Source organism: Shewanella sp., from assembly GCF_041630135.1.
GTDB lineage: Bacteria > Pseudomonadota > Gammaproteobacteria > Enterobacterales > Shewanellaceae > Shewanella.
In genome coordinates, this window is the sequence record NZ_JBFKLW010000012.1 from 1 (window position 1) to 18,001 (window position 18,001).

The 18,001-nt window shown below is 52.3% G+C and carries 18 protein-coding genes; 6 read left to right on the plus strand and 12 right to left on the minus strand.

The features are described 5' to 3' along the window. Positions 1 to 1,439: UvrD-helicase domain-containing protein (locus ABYK60_RS04985; RefSeq protein ID WP_372870826.1), on the minus strand; the 1,439-nt coding region annotated here is incomplete at its 3' end. Positions 1,440 to 1,580: 141 nt separating this feature from the next. On the opposite strand from ABYK60_RS04985, the gene ABYK60_RS04990 reads away from it, so the two are divergent. Then, the gene (locus tag ABYK60_RS04990; protein WP_372870827.1) at positions 1,581 to 2,489 is read left to right on the plus strand and encodes a winged helix-turn-helix domain-containing protein; all 909 of its coding nucleotides are present in this window, start codon (positions 1,581 to 1,583) and stop codon (positions 2,487 to 2,489) included. Positions 2,490 to 3,062: 573 nt separating this feature from the next. Here the strand turns inward: ABYK60_RS04990 and ABYK60_RS04995 are convergent. The 5 genes from ABYK60_RS04995 to udp all read right to left on the minus strand — a co-directional run bounded on the left by ABYK60_RS04995 (position 3,063) and on the right by udp (position 6,850). Further along, positions 3,063 to 3,575: a DUF2059 domain-containing protein gene (locus ABYK60_RS04995; RefSeq protein WP_372870828.1), complete on the minus strand. Its 513-nt coding sequence runs from the start codon at positions 3,573 to 3,575 to the stop codon at positions 3,063 to 3,065. A 30-nt stretch (positions 3,576 to 3,605) separates the two neighbouring features. After that, positions 3,606 to 4,538, minus strand: a complete 933-nt coding sequence (locus ABYK60_RS05000) for an SPFH domain-containing protein (protein ID WP_372870829.1) — start codon at positions 4,536 to 4,538, stop codon at positions 3,606 to 3,608. Positions 4,539 to 4,550: 12 nt separating this feature from the next. Further along, positions 4,551 to 5,462 carry an SPFH domain-containing protein gene (locus ABYK60_RS05005; RefSeq protein WP_372870830.1) on the minus strand — a complete coding sequence of 304 codons (912 nt, stop codon included), beginning with the start codon at positions 5,460 to 5,462 and terminating at the stop codon, positions 4,551 to 4,553. 22 nt (positions 5,463 to 5,484) lie between these two features. After that, on the minus strand, positions 5,485 to 5,952 hold the full coding sequence (locus tag ABYK60_RS05010; RefSeq protein ID WP_372870831.1) for an NfeD family protein: 468 nt from the start codon (positions 5,950 to 5,952) through the stop codon (positions 5,485 to 5,487). 139 nt (positions 5,953 to 6,091) lie between these two features. Next, positions 6,092 to 6,850 carry a uridine phosphorylase gene (gene udp / locus ABYK60_RS05015; protein WP_372870832.1) on the minus strand — a complete coding sequence of 253 codons (759 nt, stop codon included), beginning with the start codon at positions 6,848 to 6,850 and terminating at the stop codon, positions 6,092 to 6,094. Between the two features lie 380 nt (positions 6,851 to 7,230). On the opposite strand from udp, the gene ABYK60_RS05020 reads away from it, so the two are divergent. Then, positions 7,231 to 7,446 (plus strand): YdcH family protein, encoded by a 216-nt coding sequence (locus ABYK60_RS05020; RefSeq protein ID WP_372870833.1) that lies wholly within the window; start codon positions 7,231 to 7,233, stop codon positions 7,444 to 7,446. Between the two features lie 70 nt (positions 7,447 to 7,516). Here the strand turns inward: ABYK60_RS05020 and ABYK60_RS05025 are convergent, their stop codons facing one another. Further along, positions 7,517 to 8,692, minus strand: a complete 1,176-nt coding sequence (locus tag ABYK60_RS05025) for a type III PLP-dependent enzyme (protein ID WP_372870834.1) — start codon at positions 8,690 to 8,692, stop codon at positions 7,517 to 7,519. A gap of 301 nt (positions 8,693 to 8,993) precedes the next feature. Between ABYK60_RS05025 and ABYK60_RS05030 the strand changes: the two genes are divergently transcribed. Beyond that, positions 8,994 to 9,827, plus strand: a complete 834-nt coding sequence (locus tag ABYK60_RS05030) for a mechanosensitive ion channel family protein (RefSeq protein WP_372870835.1) — start codon at positions 8,994 to 8,996, stop codon at positions 9,825 to 9,827. A 95-nt stretch (positions 9,828 to 9,922) separates the two neighbouring features. Here the strand turns inward: ABYK60_RS05030 and ABYK60_RS05035 are convergent, their stop codons facing one another. Then, complete coding sequence (locus tag ABYK60_RS05035; RefSeq protein WP_372870836.1) at positions 9,923 to 10,807, minus strand: radical SAM protein; 885 nt, start codon at positions 10,805 to 10,807, stop codon at positions 9,923 to 9,925. Between the two features lie 133 nt (positions 10,808 to 10,940). Between ABYK60_RS05035 and ABYK60_RS05040 the strand changes: the two genes are divergently transcribed. Next, entirely contained in the window at positions 10,941 to 11,195 is a 255-nt protein-coding gene (locus ABYK60_RS05040; protein ID WP_372870837.1) for a hypothetical protein, read from the plus strand. Between the two features lie 57 nt (positions 11,196 to 11,252). Here the strand turns inward: ABYK60_RS05040 and ABYK60_RS05045 are convergent, their stop codons facing one another. Both ABYK60_RS05045 and ABYK60_RS05050 read right to left on the minus strand, forming a co-directional pair. Then, a complete protein-coding gene (locus ABYK60_RS05045; protein WP_372870838.1) occupies positions 11,253 to 11,570 on the minus strand; it encodes a putative quinol monooxygenase in 318 nt (105 codons plus the stop codon). Then, positions 11,567 to 12,028, minus strand: coding sequence for a GNAT family N-acetyltransferase (locus ABYK60_RS05050; RefSeq protein WP_372870878.1), 462 nt, complete (start codon positions 12,026 to 12,028; stop codon positions 11,567 to 11,569). The genes ABYK60_RS05045 and ABYK60_RS05050 overlap by 4 nt, the downstream gene beginning before the upstream one ends. 311 nt (positions 12,029 to 12,339) lie before the next feature. On the opposite strand from ABYK60_RS05050, the gene ABYK60_RS05055 reads away from it, so the two are divergent. After that, positions 12,340 to 13,377 carry a DUF4382 domain-containing protein gene (locus tag ABYK60_RS05055; RefSeq protein ID WP_372870839.1) on the plus strand — a complete coding sequence of 346 codons (1,038 nt, stop codon included), beginning with the start codon at positions 12,340 to 12,342 and terminating at the stop codon, positions 13,375 to 13,377. A gap of 388 nt (positions 13,378 to 13,765) precedes the next feature. Here the strand turns inward: ABYK60_RS05055 and ABYK60_RS05060 are convergent, their stop codons facing one another. Both ABYK60_RS05060 and ABYK60_RS05065 read right to left on the minus strand, forming a co-directional pair. Beyond that, the gene (locus ABYK60_RS05060; protein WP_372870840.1) at positions 13,766 to 15,721 is read right to left on the minus strand and encodes an alpha/beta fold hydrolase; all 1,956 of its coding nucleotides are present in this window, start codon (positions 15,719 to 15,721) and stop codon (positions 13,766 to 13,768) included. A 93-nt stretch (positions 15,722 to 15,814) separates the two neighbouring features. Beyond that, entirely contained in the window at positions 15,815 to 17,203 is a 1,389-nt protein-coding gene (locus tag ABYK60_RS05065) for a PLP-dependent aminotransferase family protein (RefSeq protein WP_372870841.1), read from the minus strand. A 199-nt stretch (positions 17,204 to 17,402) separates the two neighbouring features. Here ABYK60_RS05065 and ABYK60_RS05070 point away from each other — a divergent pair, with 199 nt between their 5' ends. Continuing rightward, positions 17,403 to 17,993 carry a carboxymuconolactone decarboxylase family protein gene (locus ABYK60_RS05070; RefSeq protein ID WP_372870842.1) on the plus strand — a complete coding sequence of 197 codons (591 nt, stop codon included), beginning with the start codon at positions 17,403 to 17,405 and terminating at the stop codon, positions 17,991 to 17,993. The last annotated feature ends 8 nt before the right edge of the window (positions 17,994 to 18,001 follow it).

Below are 18,001 nucleotides of genomic sequence, written 5' to 3' on the forward strand. Positions count from 1 at the left end.
ACCCGGTACAGTGGCAGCTCGTCGGTGTCACTTCGCAGCTGCACTATCAAATCCAAAAAGCCCTTCACCGCATTGGCGGCGCGGCCTGACAGTACCTTTTCTTCCATCAGTCGCAGACTGGTCTGCCACAGGGTCAGCTGTTCTTTGCGGGCGGTTGAGCGCAGGATATCCATGGTGCGCTCGCCTATGCCACGGGGGGGGGTGTTGACCACCCGCTCGAAGGCAGCATCGTCATCCCGGTTGGAAATAAGCCGCAGATAGCCCATGGCGTCCTTGATTTCCTGACGCTCGAAGAAGCGCAGCCCGCCATAGATACGATAAGGTAAGCCCTTGTGCAACAAGGCTTCTTCCAATACCCGCGACTGGGCATTGGAGCGATAGAGAATGGCGCACTCACCCAGCATGCCGCCCTTGTCCTGCCAGTCGCTGATCCGACCGACAATAAAGCGCGCCTCATCCATTTCGTTGAAGGCGCAGTAAAGGGAAATCGGCTCGCCGTCTTTGTCTTCGGTCCACAGCTCCTTGCCCATACGGTCAGGATTGTTGGCAATGAGCTCGTTGGAGGCTTTGAGGATATTGCCAGTGGAGCGGTAGTTTTGCTCCAGACGGATAGTCTGGGCGCTGGGGAAATCTTTTAAGAAGCGATGCAGGTTTTCCACCTGAGCGCCGCGCCAGCCGTAAATCGACTGATCGTCGTCGCCCACTATCATCACATGGCCGCTGTTACCCGCCAGCACCCGGATCCAGGCGTATTGAATGGCGTTGGTGTCCTGAAACTCGTCCACCAGAATATGGCGGAACCTGTCCTGATAATGAGCCAGCAGATGGGGCTTATTGAGCCAGAGTTCATGGGCGCGCAGCAAGATTTCGGCAAAATCCACCAAACCGGCTCTGTCACAGCTGTCCTGATAGATGCGATACAGCTCCAGCAGCTTTTGCTCCATCGGGAAGGGACCGGCATCAATATGCGCGGGTCTTAAGCCCTGATCTTTTTTGCCGTTGATATAACCCGCCACCAGCCTGGGCGGATACTGTTTTTCATCCAGATTCAGACTCTTGAGGATACGCTTAAGCAGCCGCTGCTGATCGTCGGAATCCATGATCTGGAAACTTTGCGGCAATCCGGCGTCCTGCCAGTGGGTACGCAGCAGGCGGTGAGCAAGGCCGTGGAAAGTACCAATCCACATCCTGCCTGTGTTGTGGCCGACGATTTTTTCCACCCGTTCACGCATTTCGGCGGCGGCCTTGTTGGTAAAGGTCACGGCGAGAATGGAATAAGGACTCTGGTTTTCAACCTGCAACAGCCATGCAATCCGGTGGGTCAGTACCCGGGTCTTGCCACTGCCGGCACCAGCCAGCACCAGCATGCTGGATTGGGGCGCGGCCACCGCTTCACGCTGTTTATCGTTCAGGCCATCCAGTAAAAAAGAAACGTCCATTCCTGCCTCCCAAAAGTCGAGGCGGCATTATAACAGAAGCATTCCGGCATGGGGCGCCGCCGTACCATCCATTACTGGGCAAATTGCCAGCGAGCGATTAACATACAATTGTGCAACTCTGAGACAGCCATATTCAACTCCATGACTTATACACTGCCGCCGCTGACACTGGACGTCCAAGGACGCAGCCTGACCTGCCACGGTCAAAAGCTTAACTGTGACGAACGCACCTTGCTGCTGATGCAACTGCTGATCGAGCGCTTTCCGGAGCCGGTGGATCAGCAAATGTTGCTCGACACCCTGTGGCCCAACACCGTGGTCAGCAGCTGGTCAGTTGCCCGGCTGATCTCCGATACCCGCAAATTATTCAAAGATGCCGGGGTGGCCGAAAGCGTTATTCAAACCCTGCACGGCCGTGGTTATCGGCTCGAGCCCGAACTGGCCGCCCGGCTGCAAAAAACTGCGACAGAACCCAGGCAAGCCTTTGCCGCCCCGCCACCGGCCAACAAGCACCGCACTCACCCGCTCCTGTGGGCTGCACTGGCCGCTACTGTTATGTTGGCTGGCGTTTGGCAATATCTCAGCCAACATCCGCAAACCCTGCTCATTGGTGAGCCTGCCGGAGTGAAAGGCCGGCTGCTTTGGGTGGATGATCACCCCAGTAATAACGAAGCCGAGATCGCCAATCTGAAACAACGCAATATCGCGGTGTACACCACCACCAGCACCGAAGAAGCCTTGATGTTGCTCTCTATGTATCGCTACGATGTGATTATCTCCGACATGGGTCGTGGCGACGATTCGCTGGCAGGGCTCAAACTGGTAGAGAGCCTGCGACAGAGTGGCGACACCACCCCATTTTTCCTCTACACCATTTTGCCTTCTGATGCGCAGCGTCAGCTGGTACTTGAGCACGGTGCCCAGGGCGTTGCCGTGGATGAAGAAGCGCTGTTCGCCCTGCTCGATGGTGTCAACTGGGGCGTAAAGTCCACCGACAATGCCGCGCCAGCTGCACCAATAGCGCAACAACATGATATTGCAACCAACTGATTTATATTGATTTCAAATAAATTCAAAACATTTCACACCCAATTAGAGCAATTTGGCGCTACAACTTTGCTGTCCGAAAGTATGCGACTCAGGGTCGGATAACTGCGGAAAGGGAAAAGGGGAAATGCCCCTTACGATGGCGCCCAATTGGTCGGGGCTTTGGAGTCGAGCCTGGCACCGGCCATGGTCAGGGATGACCTGGGCGCCGCCACCCAGTTACAGGTGCAATCAAGGCGTTAACATCGGAGCGCCTGACGGGAGGGAAATCCATGTTACTTTTCATTCTGCTTGCCATTTTTATCATCACCAGCCTTTATCTTTTGCTTCATCTGCGGGACTAAACACAATCCAGGCCAATGCTTCGGTCAGGGGCAGGCAAAGCAATTTACGCGGATAGCATTGAAGTAACCCAAAAGCCGGCACAAAAGCCGAAAATGCCATGGAAAACTGACCGCCGTTAATGACACTAACAACTTGCAAAACGGCTGAGCACTCGAAACAACCTACGCCGCAATGACTTTTTCAAAAGAAAAGAGGGCCTTAGCCCTCTTTTTTGTTATTGCCAAATCCCTATTACTGCTTGTTGCTCTGCGAACGGGAAGCCTCGAGTTCTCTTTTAAACTCTTCTGATAACGCCTGAAGCTTGGGCATCATCTGCTGTGCCATTCCCATGGTCATCTGCATGGATTCCTGCATCAATGCCGGCATTTTCTCCACCATGGCCTTGCCGGTTTCACTCTGATAGAAAGCCAACATATCTGCGAGTTCTTTTTCACTGAAGTTTTTGACGTAGATATCAATAGTCGGCTGCTTGAGCTTATCCCAGCTCATCTCCTCAGAGACCAGCTTGACCACTTTAGCGTTGAAGGCCTCCAGCTCAGCACGTTCGCTGTCTTTAATTTGCAGCTGTGCCTGCATCTGGTTGATCATGCCATTCATCTGGCCATAAATAGCATCCATCATGCCATCGGCCTTCATGGCAACCAATAATTCTTCAACCTGAGCGCGGCGCTCAACCTCGCCTGCAAACACGGGGGCGCTCAGCAAGCTGGCGCCTATCAGTATGGACATCAGTGTCTTTTTCATTGTGCTTTCCTTGTTGTGATTGACGCTTTATCAGCGTGTTTCTTTTAATCCCATGGCATCCATCCACTGGTCGAAGTTGACCATATTGGCAGGTACCACCACGCGACTGCCTTGCTGACCAAGGCCCTTGAGCTGACTGAGATACTGCTCACCCAACTGCAATCTGAGTGCATTCTGGCCTCCGGGCGCAGCAATCACGCCGGCGAGCTTTTCAATCGATTCGGCGGTGGCGCGGGCAATGGCCAGAATTTCTTCTGCCTTACCTTCGGCTTCGTTGATGCGCTTTTGCATCTCACCTTCCGAACGGTTGATGGTTTCGGCCTTGATACCCTCGGAGCGATTAATCTTTGCCTGTTTATCACCTTCACTCTTGGCCAGCAGTGCCCGACGCTCACGCTCGGCATTCACCTGCATTTCCATGGCATTTTTCACGGTTTCAGGTGGTTGGATATTTTTAATTTCGTAACGGTGTACCCGAATCCCCCAGGTAGCACCGGCCTGATCCAGCACTTCCACTACCTTGGCGCTGATCACATCCCGCTCTTCGAAGGTACGGTCCAACTCCAGGGTTCCAATCACAGAGCGGGTGGTAGTCTGCGCCAGCTGGATGGCAGCGTAGCGGTAATCGGTGACACCGTAACTGGCCTTAACAGGGTCAACCACGGAGATATAAATCACTCCATCCACTTCCACCTTTACTTCATCGCTGGAGAAGCATTCCTGCGGCGGAACATCGATAGTTTCTTCTTTCAGATCATGAATATAAGAAACCTTATCAACAAAAGGGATAAGGGCATGGAAGCCCGCATCCAGGGTTGAGTGATATTTACCCAGTCGCTCAACAATGTAAGCCGACTTTGTGGGTACCAGGCGGATAGATTGGAACAGCTTCACAATAAAGATGAAGAAAATCAGGCCCCAAATGCCCATTACAATCAGATCAGTTTCTACCTGCAATTCCATGGGTGCGTCTCCTTATCCCTTATTCAATGCGTGGCTGACTTTGTCCATGCCTTCGAAGAAGCCTTCCATCTTGGCAAGCTCAGCCGGAACCACTGAGACTTCGGCATTCTTCAGCACTTCACCTATCTGCTTGATGAACTGCTCCTTGAGTTGCATGTTCATCGCTTCGGTACCGCCATTCACCGCCAGCGCCCCGGACACCAGCGCCATGCCTTCGGCCTTGGCACCAGCCACAATGGCAATTTCCGCCGCCGTGCCCCTGGCCTCGTTGATACGCTTTTGCTTCTCCCCTTCAGAGAGGTTAATCGCTTCCTGACGCTCACCTTCGGATAGGTTGATCATGGCCGCCTTCTCGGCGTTGGCGAGAGTGATTTCTGCCCGCTTGCGACGCTCAGCTTCCATTTGCTTTTCAAGGGTATGTATAACGTGGCGCGATGGGGTGATGTTCTTAATCTCGTAGCGCAGCACCTTGATGCCCCAGGGCTCCGAGGCTTTATCAATTTCACGCACTATGGACTCGTTGAGACGATCCCGCTCAGAGAAGGTTTCACTCAGGGTGAGCTTACCGATTTCCGAGCGCATTGTGGTCTGGGCCAGATTAACCGCAGCCAGACGATAGTCTTCAATGCCGTAGCTTGCCAACTTGCCATCCATTACTTTCAGATACACCAGACCATCCACTTCAAGCTGAGTGTTGTCTTTGGAGATACAGCTTTGAGCGGGTACGTCCAGCACCTGTTCGCGGGTATCGTGTTTGTACGCCACCCGATCAAAAAACGGGATCAGAAAATGAAAGCCCGGCGCGAGCACGGTGCGAAACTTACCCAGGCGCTCAATCACAGCCACCTCGCGCATGGGCACCACCAGCATCAGCTTATAAAGAAGAAAAACAATGAATAGAAAAACGATTGTGAACAGTAACATGGCTCCCTCCCTGTTCGAGAAATCAGGCGTGTTGGTCCGCAGGCACAGCCTCGACCACTAATGAAATGTTGTCACGGCAAATTACCCTGACACGGCTTCCTGATGGGATCAGGCTGCCATCCCCCAATGCGGGCCAGTCGGCCCCCTGAAACTCGACCCGGCCCGGTTTTTCTCCCGGTCCGATATCGGCTTTAACCAGCGCCTGCTGATTGTACAGTTCCAGTTCTTCATCTGTGTTATCAACGTGGGAGTCACCCCCGACGAGACGCTGGGTCACCTGACGAAACGCCAGCAACAACACCATAGAACTGATAAACCAGAGGGTGAAGGCCTGAGCCACGCCCTCAATCAAACCTATGCCCAGTGAGCCCGCCACTATAAGGCAGCTTGCGCCCAGCAGGATGACAATGCCACCGGGTACTATTACCTCGGCCAACATCAACACCACACCCACACAGGCCCAAATGATTACCGGATTTGAAAACTCCATCTCCCCCTCCAATCCAGTGCGATCCTCACACGACTATAACAGCAGTTTTTCAGCTTTGCGACATATTATGTCAATCCGAATGGAATTTTTTCGGCCATAAAAAAAGCGCCCTGAGGGCGCCTTTTTAATCGAGCCGGGATCAGGCCAGCAGCTTGCGGGCCGCAGCAACTACCACAGACACGGCACTGACTTCAGTGTTTTTCATGGTGGACTCGTCAGGGATCTCCTGCTGGGTACGGTTTACAATCACACCGGCCACACAGGCAGCACGCCAGCCTTGAGAGGCACACATGGTAAACAGAGTGGCAGACTCCATCTCGTAGTTGAGCACGCCCATTTCCTGCCACTCTTTCATGGAGCCTTCGAATCGACGGGTCACGCGGCCAGATACGGTATCGTAGCGCTCCTGGCCCGGGTAGAAGGTATCACTGGAGGCTGTTACACCCACATGCGGCTCAACGCCAGCATCGCGGCAAGCAGCAACCATAGCAGTGGTACATTCAAAATTGGCCACCGCAGGAAACTCCATAGGCGCAAAGTGCAGACTGGCACCATCAAGACGCACAGAAGCCTGGGTCACAATCAGATCGCCTACATTTACATGGGGCTGAATAGCACCCGTGGTGCCCACGCGCAGGAAGGTGTTAATGCCAAGCTGTGCCAGTTCTTCAACCGCAATTGAGGTAGATGGACCACCAATACCGGTAGAACAAACTACCACAGGCTTGCCGTCCAGATAGGCCAGATAGGTGGTGAATTCGCGGTGGCTGGCCAGGAAGGTTGGCTTGTCCATCAATTCGGCGATACGCTTCACGCGCTCCGGGTCGCCCGGCACAATCGCCAGAGTGGCGCCGTCGAGCATTTCTTTTGTCAAACCCAAGTGAAATACATCAGCCATGGTGAAAACCCCTTTCATTTTTGATAATAAAATTCTAATAACTTCGACTTTAACCTAGTATCGAAGCCAATAAGGTTAACTTGATCACGTTTTTTCTGCCAATCCATCATGACAATGTCGTAAAAGAGTTACCGAATAAGCTAATCCTCTGATATGTAAGATAGCAGCCTCAAGCAAAATCAGCCTTAATAGCTCGGTTGATTCATACATTTGTGACCAAGTCGACACTACCTGAACAAAAAACCAATGAAACCGCCTATTTTTCAATACATTAATATAGCCATGCCTGCATGGTGATCAAGGTCACGTTTTGTTGTTGGACAGAGGCGTAGGGTTAAGATGAACCCAATAAAAAACACCAATAAACAAGGACAATGCCGATGTTTCCAGAGTACAGAGACCTGATAACCAAATTAAAATCTGAAGATGCGCATTTTCTCAGGAAGTTCAACGAACACAACGAACTGGACAACGAAATCAACGAATTGGAGAAACATCCAGCTGCCGACGCGACCCCCGAATTAAAGGTTTTGAAGCAGAAGAAGCTGCACTTGAAAGAAGAGATACATCAAATCCTCAAGTCATACGACAACTGAGGTGATTCTGTTAGCCACTGCTAAAAAACAAAGGGCGCCGATTAGGCGCCCTTCTATTATGGATGAACCATTACAGATAGTAGTCTTTCAGCGGTGGGAAACCATTGAAGCACACTGCCGAATAGGTAGTGGTATAAGCACCGGCAGTCAGCCAGTAAAGACGATCGCCAATAGCCAGATCACCGGGAAGACCATAGGCGTAGTGTTCATACATGATATCGGCGCTATCGCAGGTAGGACCGGCAATAACACACTTCTCCAGCGCGCCCTTGGCTTCTGTGTATATAGGGTATTTGATAGCCTCATCCATGGTCTCAATCAGACCGGAAAACTTGCCCACATCGGTATACACCCAGCGCTCCAGCGCCGTGTGAGATTTGCGGCTGATAAGCACCACTTCCGACACCAGCACACCGGCGTTAGAGATCAGTGAGCGCCCGGGCTCAAGGATGATTTGAGGCAATTCATCACCAAAATCTTCTTTAAGGAAGTGCTTGATTTGCTGCGCATAAACACCAAGTTGATTGGTCTTGTCGATGTAATTGGCCGGAAAACCACCACCCATATTAATCATCTGAAGCACAATGCCATGGTCATCGCGCAAGCGGTCAAACAGCACTTTCACCTTACCGATGGCGGAATCCCAGGCACCGATATCACGCTGCTGTGAGCCAACATGGAACGAAATACCGTAAGGGTCAAGCCCCAACTCTTTAGCCAGTACCAGCAGCTCGTAAGCCATTTCATTCTGGCAACCGAATTTCCGCGACAGCGGCCAGTCGGCGGTTTGTGAGCCTTCGGTCAGAATACGTACGTACACCTTTGAGCCGGGGGCTTCTTCGGCAATCATACGGAGATCCGCTTCGGAATCTGATGCAAACAGGCGAACACCGCGCTCAAAGAAGGCGCGTACATCCTTGCGCTTTTTAATGGTATTACCAAAGCTGACCCGATCAGCCGTTACACCAACGGCCATCACCATATCCAGTTCATAGATAGAGGCAATATCAAAATTGGAGCCTTTATCTTTCAGCAAGGTCAGGATTTCCTTTGCCGGATTAGCCTTAACTGCATAGTAAACGTTGGCAAAAGGGAAATTGGTCACCATGTCATCGTATTGTTTCGCAATGATGTTGGTATCAATCACCACGAAAGGGGTTGCCTTGTCCCTGGCGAATTCCTGAATTCGCGCAAAGGTTTCACTGTCATAAAAATTAGCAACGTCAATAGATTGAAATTGGCTCATTGGCCCTTAGTCTCCTGTGATTTACCTATATAAAGGATGGCAGATTACCGCAAAAAATCGAGCGAAGTAGACGCTATTTTCCCCTCAGATGCAACGAATTTTTATGCAATTTGCGTAATTTATTATTCGCTACGGGTAAAATATATTGAACGGCTTGTTTTAATCAATAAAAACATACACCTACAAACATTCGCTCTGTAAAAAAACCTGTTCTTCAGGAATTTTTGCTCTCGTTTCCACTATCTATTCGCTAAAATACCCCCAGTTCTCAGCAGAGATACAGAATAAAGGAAATATGGACATGAATTCGAGCCTGGAACAGGAACTGGCGCAGCTGCAAGGTGCCTACGACATGATTTACCAATATTTGATGAACTACAGCTTTCAATTAATGGGCGCCACCCTAATCTTTTTGGCAGGCCTGTGGCTGGCAAAGAAAGCGGCATCCATGGTGGCCAAGCTACTCGAAAAACACGCTATCGATATTACCCTGAGCAACTTCGCCACCAACCTTACCCGCATTTTGATCATCATTATGGTGGCTATTATTGCTTTGAGTAAGCTTGGGATCAGTGTCACGCCTATGGTGGCGGCAATAGGTGCAGCGTCTCTCGGCGCCGGGCTTGCTATTCAGGGGATGCTGTCGAACTATGCGGCAGGTATTACCATCATAGTCACCCGACCATTTGTTGTGGGTAACACCATCAGCGTGCGCGGTGTTACCGGGGTTGTTAAAGATATCTTGCTGGGCATGACGATTCTGACCAACGAAGAAGGGGAGCAAATCAGTATTCCCAATAAACACATAGTGGGCGAAATACTGCATAACTCATTTGAGTTCAAACTGGTAGAAAGCAAATTCAACATCAGCTACCAAGAAGATGCCGAAGCCGTTGTAAATCTGGTGCAAACAGCTCTGCGCCAAAGTGGTCGCCTCAGCGCAGAACACTCTGCACAGGTGGGCATCAATGGCTTTAATGCCATTGGCATTGAAATCGGCATCCGTTATTGGCTACCCACCCAGAGCTATTTCCAGGACAAGTACATCACCCATCAGGCCATTCATAAGGCAATAAAAGCCGCTGCCATTAAGATCCCCTGCCCCAGCAGGGAAGTTCACCTGATATCTGAGTAAACTCAGTTCTGCCACCAAAAAGCCCCTTGTTAATGGGGCTTTTTTGGCTCTGGTCGCCCACCCTGTAAAATTTCCACACGCACCATAATGATGAACTAGAGCCCTCGCTGCCACTCCTGCCGCAGGTTTGCCCGGGCTGGCGTTTGCATCGCCTGATGTACCTGTTCGAGTAGAAGCTCTTTATCACGCCCTAAGATACCTTTCAGTACCAGATAGTTAGAGGCATGATCTGAACGAAACACCGTTTGTTTCAAGTCCAGATGCTCAAGTAAGGTGTGCATCTCGGCAAAGAGTTCTGCCTGAGATGGCAGCTGGAAATCCCCCTCAAATCCCTCATCCATCCGCGCTTTGCCCAGCGGCAGAGTCACCACCAGCGTACTGAGGTAATCAGGCTGGGCGGCATTCATCAGTCGGGCGGAATTCAGCGCGTGTTGCTGAGATAAAGCCTTGCCACCCAGACCATTTAAAATCATCACCGAGGATTTCATCCCCGCCGCACGGATTTTCTCCAACGCTTCCAAAGAAGACGCAAAGGTTTCGCCCTTAGCCACCCGCGCCAGCACTTCATCATCACCGCTCTCGCAGCCTACATACATCAAACTGAGTCCAAGCTCCCGCAGCCGCGCCAACTGTGTCACCGACTTATTGGTCAGGTTGCGCGGCAGACAATAACTGCTCACCCGGCTCACATCGGGTAAATAACGTTTTATCAGCAACATTATCGCTTCGAGGCGGGAAAATGGCAGTGTCATGGCGTCACCATCGGCCAGAAATACCCGCCGTATGGACACGCCCGATGCCGCAGCTTTGGCCAAATCCGCTTCGATTTTATCTTCTTTAAAGGCACGGAAACGTTTCTGCTCGGCGGTGTACATATCGCAAAAGCGGCAGCGGTTATAGCTGCAACCGTTGGTTACCTGCAATATCAGTGACTTCCATTCTGACGGGGGGCGAAATACCGGTTGTATGTAATCGAACATAAAAAAGCTGATCCTTAACAGACGTTAGCTCCGTATACAGGAGAAACATGCGCCAGCGCAATTTTTAGCCAATCAGGTTAACGTAAAATGCGCTCTTAATTTGCCAGTTATTACCTATTTGTTGGGGCGAGATATGATGAGTCAAACCTTAGCAGTGGTTCAAGACAGGCGAGGGATTGCTATCAAAACCCAGGAACATTGGGATGTAATGACCGCTGAACAGAAAATGAGCCTGTACCGATTACAAACCTGGGGTTACCGCCTGCTGTTTGTGAGGAGTTCGCCACAAGGACCCATTGCAATCATTGCCCAGGACAAGGAAATAGCGACCCTGACGGCTGAAGGCGAGCTCGATACTGACCCGAAAATCGTCCTGCGGCCACATTGAGACCAGTTTGAACTTCCAGCTAAGTCCCTTATCTGAGGGACTTACAAAACCAATATCTCAAACAATAATCTCGTGGAAAGTCTCCACGTGATAAGACTCCACCAGAACTGGCATTACCTCATGGAAGTAATGCTGAATCGCCTCCTTGGCACAGTGTTCCTCAAAGGCCTGTAAGTCGACAAATTTCTCCACAAAGGTGATGCGTCTTGGCTCATCACGGCTCTGGTTCAGTTCGTAGCGGATACAGCCCGGCTCGCGGCGGGTGTCGGCAATCAGCGAACTTAAGGCCGCAATCAGCTCCTCTTCTTTGTCGGGGAAGGCCAAAAAGCTGGCAACACACACCAATTGGCGCTGGTTTTTCACATACTGAGTCATGACATCAATTCCTGTTTGAACACCATGTCGAGATGGGGAATACCATCTTCAAGATACACATCGGAGACGGCTTCAAAACCCAATGAGCCATAAAAACCTTCGAGATAGTGCTGGGCACCAATACGGATCCCGGCCTCAGGCCACTGGGCAAGGGTGGCCTCAATGGCCTTGGCCATCAACTGGCGCGCATTACCACCGCCGCGGGCTGCCTCAGCCACCGCCACCCTGCCGATACTGGCCTCAGGATAACTCACTCCCGGCGGCAGCATACGGGCATAAGCCACCAACTCATCACCACGCCAACCAAGCAGATGCATTGCATCCAGTGCCAGATCTTTGTTGTCCAGCTCGGGATAAGGACAGTTTTGTTCCACCACAAAGATATCAACCCTGAGCTTGAGCATTTGATACAGCGTCAGGGCATCCAGCTCAGCGAAGCGCTTGATTTGCCATTGGATCACGGGGCTCTCCGAAATAGTCTAAAACGCCAGTCTATCACTGCGAATTCAAAGGCGCAGCCCTGCAATTGTGCGACCGATTTGGCAATGAGAAGCTGGAAGTGCCAGACTTTATCAACCGTTGATGTAAGTCCGCGCGTTGCTCAGGCAACCAGGAGCTACTTCTGGCTATTTCCATTTACCGTATGAGGGGCTATCCTGTCCGACAGGTGCTCAGACTAATACTTTAGCCTTAGCTCCGGGGAATTAAGGAAGAAGTAAACCTCAAAAACAGGGACTTATGGAACTCTGAATAACATAAAAGGTGCAACATGAAATTCACCCAAACTCTGATTGCCGTCACCCTGACCTCCATGCTTGCTGCATGCGGCGGCGGTGGCGATGACACCCCACAGGTGCAAATGGGCAGCTTCAGCCTGGGCGTATCTGACAATCCAGCCGATGCCACTGAGGTTAATATCGCCTTCAAACAGGTGGTATTGAAGAATGCCAGCGGCACATACTCCTTCAACGTCGCCAACGACGGCGCCGCCAAACAGGTTGACCTGCTGTCGTTCCAGGGCGCTTCCGCCGAAACTCTAGTAGAAGGTGTACAGGTACCTGTAGGCGAATACCAAATGTGTATCTACATGGAAAACCGCGAAACCGTAGATACTGACAGCTCTTTCGTAAAAACCAACGATGGCAATGACCATGGTCTGGTAACCAACAGTAACGGCAGCTGTGGCGGCACGGGTGCCGAAGACACTGACGCGGGTCGTCTGTTCTTCAACAAGGCCTTCACCATTGCCGCAGGTGCCAACGACTACGTTGCCGAATTTGATCTCGCCCGTGGTATCCAGGCGCCCCATGGCAACAAAGATTACTGGACCCTCAAACCCACGTCGGTACAACTGGTAAACCGCGCCGATGTAGGCAATATCGAAGGCCTGATTGGCCCTGACACCATTGCCGCCTGTGAAACTGCGGCCGGTGGCAGCGAGTTCGCAGGTGCTGTGTACCTGTACGATGCAGGCACTGTACTTGACAACATGAGCGACATCCGCCCACAGGTTACCGAGCCCATGGTTGCGCCGCTGGCCGTGGCTCGCGTCAATGAAATCACCGACGAAGGTGGTAACGTCACCGGTCATGGTTATGAATTTGGCTATGTGGTTGCCGGCAGCTACGCACTGGGTTACACCTGTGTGGCGCAGAACGACGATCCGGAGGCCGACAACGGCAACACAGATAGTCCAGAAGATATCGCAGCCCCCTTCTTCATCCACGCCGATGAGCAGAACGTAACAGTGACTCAGGGAACCACCAGCAACCGCAATATTCCTGCTGACTACACTCCTGCAGGTTAATCAAGCTTGCTTGATAAAAAGCCCCTTAAAACAGGGGCTTTTTTAATTAATCAAATTCATTAGCAAGCTTTCGTATAAGCCCTTTTCTGTTAGCACAAAATAAACTATCTGTCTTTTTCTGAATTCTCTAAGCTGACACTTGCCGTTTAAAAATTCATCAAAACGGCACCACCGACCACCGCAGGGAGCCATCATGAGCAAAGACCAAAAAAAAGCACCGCAGAAAAGCATGAAGGAAAAACGCGCCGCCAAACAGGCGAAGAAACAGCAAGCCGGCAGCATGGTTGAAAACCTCGGCAAGAAAGGCAAGTAAGCCCGCACCCACTATTAAACATCTGTAAAAAAGGCACTCACCAGAGTGCCTTTTTAGTACTGCAAGCCTGTTACATCAAGACTTTAAATGAGTTTCGAGGAACTTAAGGTAAGCTTCGGAAGCCATAATCCGGTTGGCCTTTTTGGTAAAACCATGGCCTTCGTCATCAAAGAGCACATATTCCACAGGTACTCCGTTGGCACGGACTTTTTCCACCAGCTCATCGCTTTCCACCTGCAATACCCGTGGGTCATTGGCGCCCTGGATCACCATCAGCGGCCTTACTATGTTGCTGGCGTGGAACAGGGGTGAAATCGCCTTGTGGCGCTCGCCATCTGTGGCCGGATCGCCCATTTCATCGTAGAGCGACTTGCGGAAACTCTCCCACCAGGGAGGTATTGAGTTCAGGGTACGTACCCAGTTGGTCACCCCAAAGATATCGATACCGACCTTGAATTCCTGTGGAGTGAAAGCGAGTGCGGCGGCCACCATAAAGCCGCCGTAACTGCCACCGACAATGCCGATGCGGTCGTTGTCGACCCAGTCCAGGCTTTGCAGATACTTCTTCGCCCACACCATATCCTGCAGATCGCCTTCACCATGGTTTTTATCATCCAGATGGAAGAAGGTTTTGCCGTAACCTGAACTGCCACGGTTGTTGACCGCAAACACCGTATAACCATGATTCACCAGATGCTGGATGGTAGGGCTGTAGCCGCTGCGGCTCTGGCCACCCGGACCGCCGTGAACCCACAAAATGGCCGGTGCCGGTTTGGTACCATGCGCCAGTTTAGGCTGATACAGCAGCCCTGGCACTTCAAGGCCATCGAAGCTCTTGTAGCGCACCACTTTGGAGGCCACCAGGCTGTTGCGATCGATATCCGCGCTCAGGGCATTGGTCAGGCGCTTCACCGACGGCTCGCCAACACGCCACACGTACAGATCCGAAGGCGAAATGTCCGAGTTCAGATAAAACACCATGGTTTTATCGTCTTTGGAAAAACTCACGCCACGGATGTCACCCGCAGGCAGCGGTGGCAACGCCAGCGCCTTGCCGGTTTGGGTATCGGTGATACTGACCTTGGTGCGGGCATCGGCATTCACCGCCATCGCCTGATAACGGCCACTTTCAGAGAAGCCATAGTAGAGAATATCCCAGTCTTCCGAGGCCACCTTGGTGCGCTTGCCCGAGGCAATATCGTAGGCCCACACCTCATCGAATTCAGACTTGGCATTGCTGCTGTAATACAGGGTACGGCCATCCGGCGAGAAGCTCTTCACCTCTTCTGCAGCTTCAAGGCCAGACTCGCTGACCATCACGGGTTTGAGGCTGCGGCTGCGCAAATCCAGCAAATAGATGTCGCTGTCTTTATTGCTGACTGATTTGTTCAGCGCCACAAAGCGGCCACTCTTATCTATATCCCCCAGCGAAAAGCCCTGATCGTTTTGGAATACCCGGGTGCGCTCGTAGCTGGATGCATCATAGCGGTACAGATCCATAAACTTGGGATCGCGCTCATTGGTGAGGATAAAGAATGACTTACCGTCTTCGGTAAAACCGGCAAAGGAGGCGCGGGTGTTATCGCCCGGGGTCAGATCGCGGATACTGCCATCAAGCTCACGCACATACACATGATTTAACTCGTTACCGCCCTGATCCTTGGAAAACAGCACCCTGTCGTCGGCAGGGAACCAGCGCTCAGGATAGGTACTGTCTTCGAAATTGGTCAGCTGTGTCTTGCTGCCATCGGCGAGATTGAGGCTGTACAAGTTGTAAATGCCCGACTCGTCAGAGCCCACCAGCACAGAACGGCCATCGGCACTGATGCTGGAGCCTGTATATGAGGTGGTGTCGTAGAAGGTTTTGGCGTCATAACGGGGATGCGCCAACAAACGTGGCTTGGCCATGGGGCCCAGGGCTTCGGCACCACTTTGACTGGTCTTTGGCGCTGTAGCCGATTCATTTGATGTGGATTGGCACCCCATGACTGCCAAGGCAGACAGGCTTAGCGCCAGCATGGTTTTTTTCATGAAAATCCCTCTGAAAATTGTTAATCCGTTACCGCTGGAACCCATCCATCATGGGTGGATGAACTTGTTTAGACAAGTTCCTTTTGTAAGCATTTACAACAAACTATGGGCAAGTCGTCCAAGCACTGCCACGGCTTTTTGGGTCTTGTCGTCATCGTCGAAGGCACCACTTAAACGCAGACAGTGGTTGTATTGCCCCGCCCCGGAAAACACATCTCCCGGGAAGAAGGCCACCCCTTCGGCAACCGCGAGGGACAACAGCTGCCCCGAATCTATGCCGGGCAAGGTTACCCAGAGCACAAAGCCCCCCTCAGGCCGTCCGATTTGAGTCTGACCCGGAAAGGCCTGCTCCACCCAGTTGCTCAGTTTTTTCAAGTTCAGTTGCAGTCGCTTTCCAAGGCTTCCAAGGTGCCTGCTATAACCACCGCTGGCCATAAACTCCGCCACCAATGCCTGAATAATCATGGGCTCAGATACATTCCGAAACGCCTTCAATTTGGCGATATCACCATGATAACGGCCGCCGCACAGCCAACCGAGCCTGAGCCCAGATCCCAGCGATTTGGCCACCGATGAGCAGTAGATAACCCGCCCGTCAGTATCGAGCGCCTTCAGGGCGGGTATGCCTTTGCCAGGCTCCTGCAACTCAGAAAACAGGTCATCCTCGATAATCGCCAGATCGTACTGCCTCGCCAGCGCCAGCAACCGTTGCCGATTGGCCAGGGGCATTTGGCTGCCGGTGGGATTGGAAAAATCCGGGCAAAGCACCAGAGCTGCCACCTGCCAACGTGCCAGCGCCAGTTGCAGCGCCTCCACACTGATGCCTTGTCTGGGCGAGCAGGGAATTTCCAGCACCTTCATGCCCAAAGATTCAATCACCTGCAGCAACCCGGGAAAACAGGGGCTTTCCACCGCTATGGTGTCGCCGGCACGGGCAATGGCACTGAGAGCCAGTGAAATCGCATCCTGACAGCCACCGGTAACAAGTACCTCGCTTTCACCAAGCTCGATCCCTTGCAATATCAGCCGTTTGGAAATTTCGTGCCTCAGCGGTGGATGGCCACCACTGAAAAGCGGTTGCAGCACGGTTGCCATCTCAAAACGTGCCTGACGAGCCAGCAGCTTCGATAAAGCCGCTCGGGGCAACAGCCCGGGAGACAATACCGCGGTACCCAAATCTGTGATGCCAGGCTGGGCGCACCAGGACAGCACCTGCAGCATGCGGTTATGCACCTCATACCTTGCAGGCCCCTCAACCGGTACCTGCGGCGTGCCGCGAAAACTGACATAAAAGCCGGCGCCCGGCCGGGCCTGTGCCAGTGCCTGATCTTCCAACAGCCGAAACGCGGCCTGGGCAGTGGACATACTGATACCAAAGCGGCCGCACACCTCCCGAACCGAGGGCAAACGCTCACCCAGGCCATAACGACCTTCGCGGATCTGCCTGGCGATAGCCTCTGCGACTTGCTGATATTTTTTCATTTCAACCGATACAGTTCTGCAAAAAATCCACGATACAGTGAAAGTTTGCTCTGAAAGTGTATCGATAACTTAGTGCGGCGGCGCAGCTATTGCCAAGCAAAACTTTTTCTTAGGCTATGAAGGTACTCTCTCAAAGCGCCGCGGGTGCGGGATAGCCCCAAGGTGCTTTTTCTCTTTTTGGATGCATCAAGGAGACATCATGCCGCTGGTTAGCCCCCTGCCCGCCGATTCCAACCCGGAAGTGGCCGAAATGGCCAGGTTTTTCAACGAGACACTGGGCTTTTGCCCCAACAGTGTGCTGACCATGATGCGCCGCCCCCGCATCGCCAAGGCCTTTATCGAACTGAACATGGCGGTAATGGAAAACAAGGGGCGCCTGACCAGCGCCCAGAAGCGGCTGATAGCCTATGTATCCAGCAATATCACCGGCTGTCGCTACTGCCAGGCGCACACCATTCGCGCCGCCGAGCGATACGGGGCCGACGCTGAGCAGCTGGAGCATGTATGGGAATACAAGACCCATCCGGCATTCAGTGAGGCCGAACGGGCAGCGCTGGATTTTGCCGTGGCGGCCTCGGTTGTGCCCAATGAAGTAGACGCCGAGCTGAATGCCAGACTGCATCAGTACTGGGAAGAAGATGAGATAGTCGAGATGCTGGGGGTTATCGCCCTGTTTGGCTACCTCAACCGCTGGAACGATTCAATGGGTACCACCCTGGAAACCGGCGCCATCGAATCGGGTGAAAAACTGCTTGGCCACCGCGGCTGGAATACCGGCAAGCACAAATAAGCTCAGCT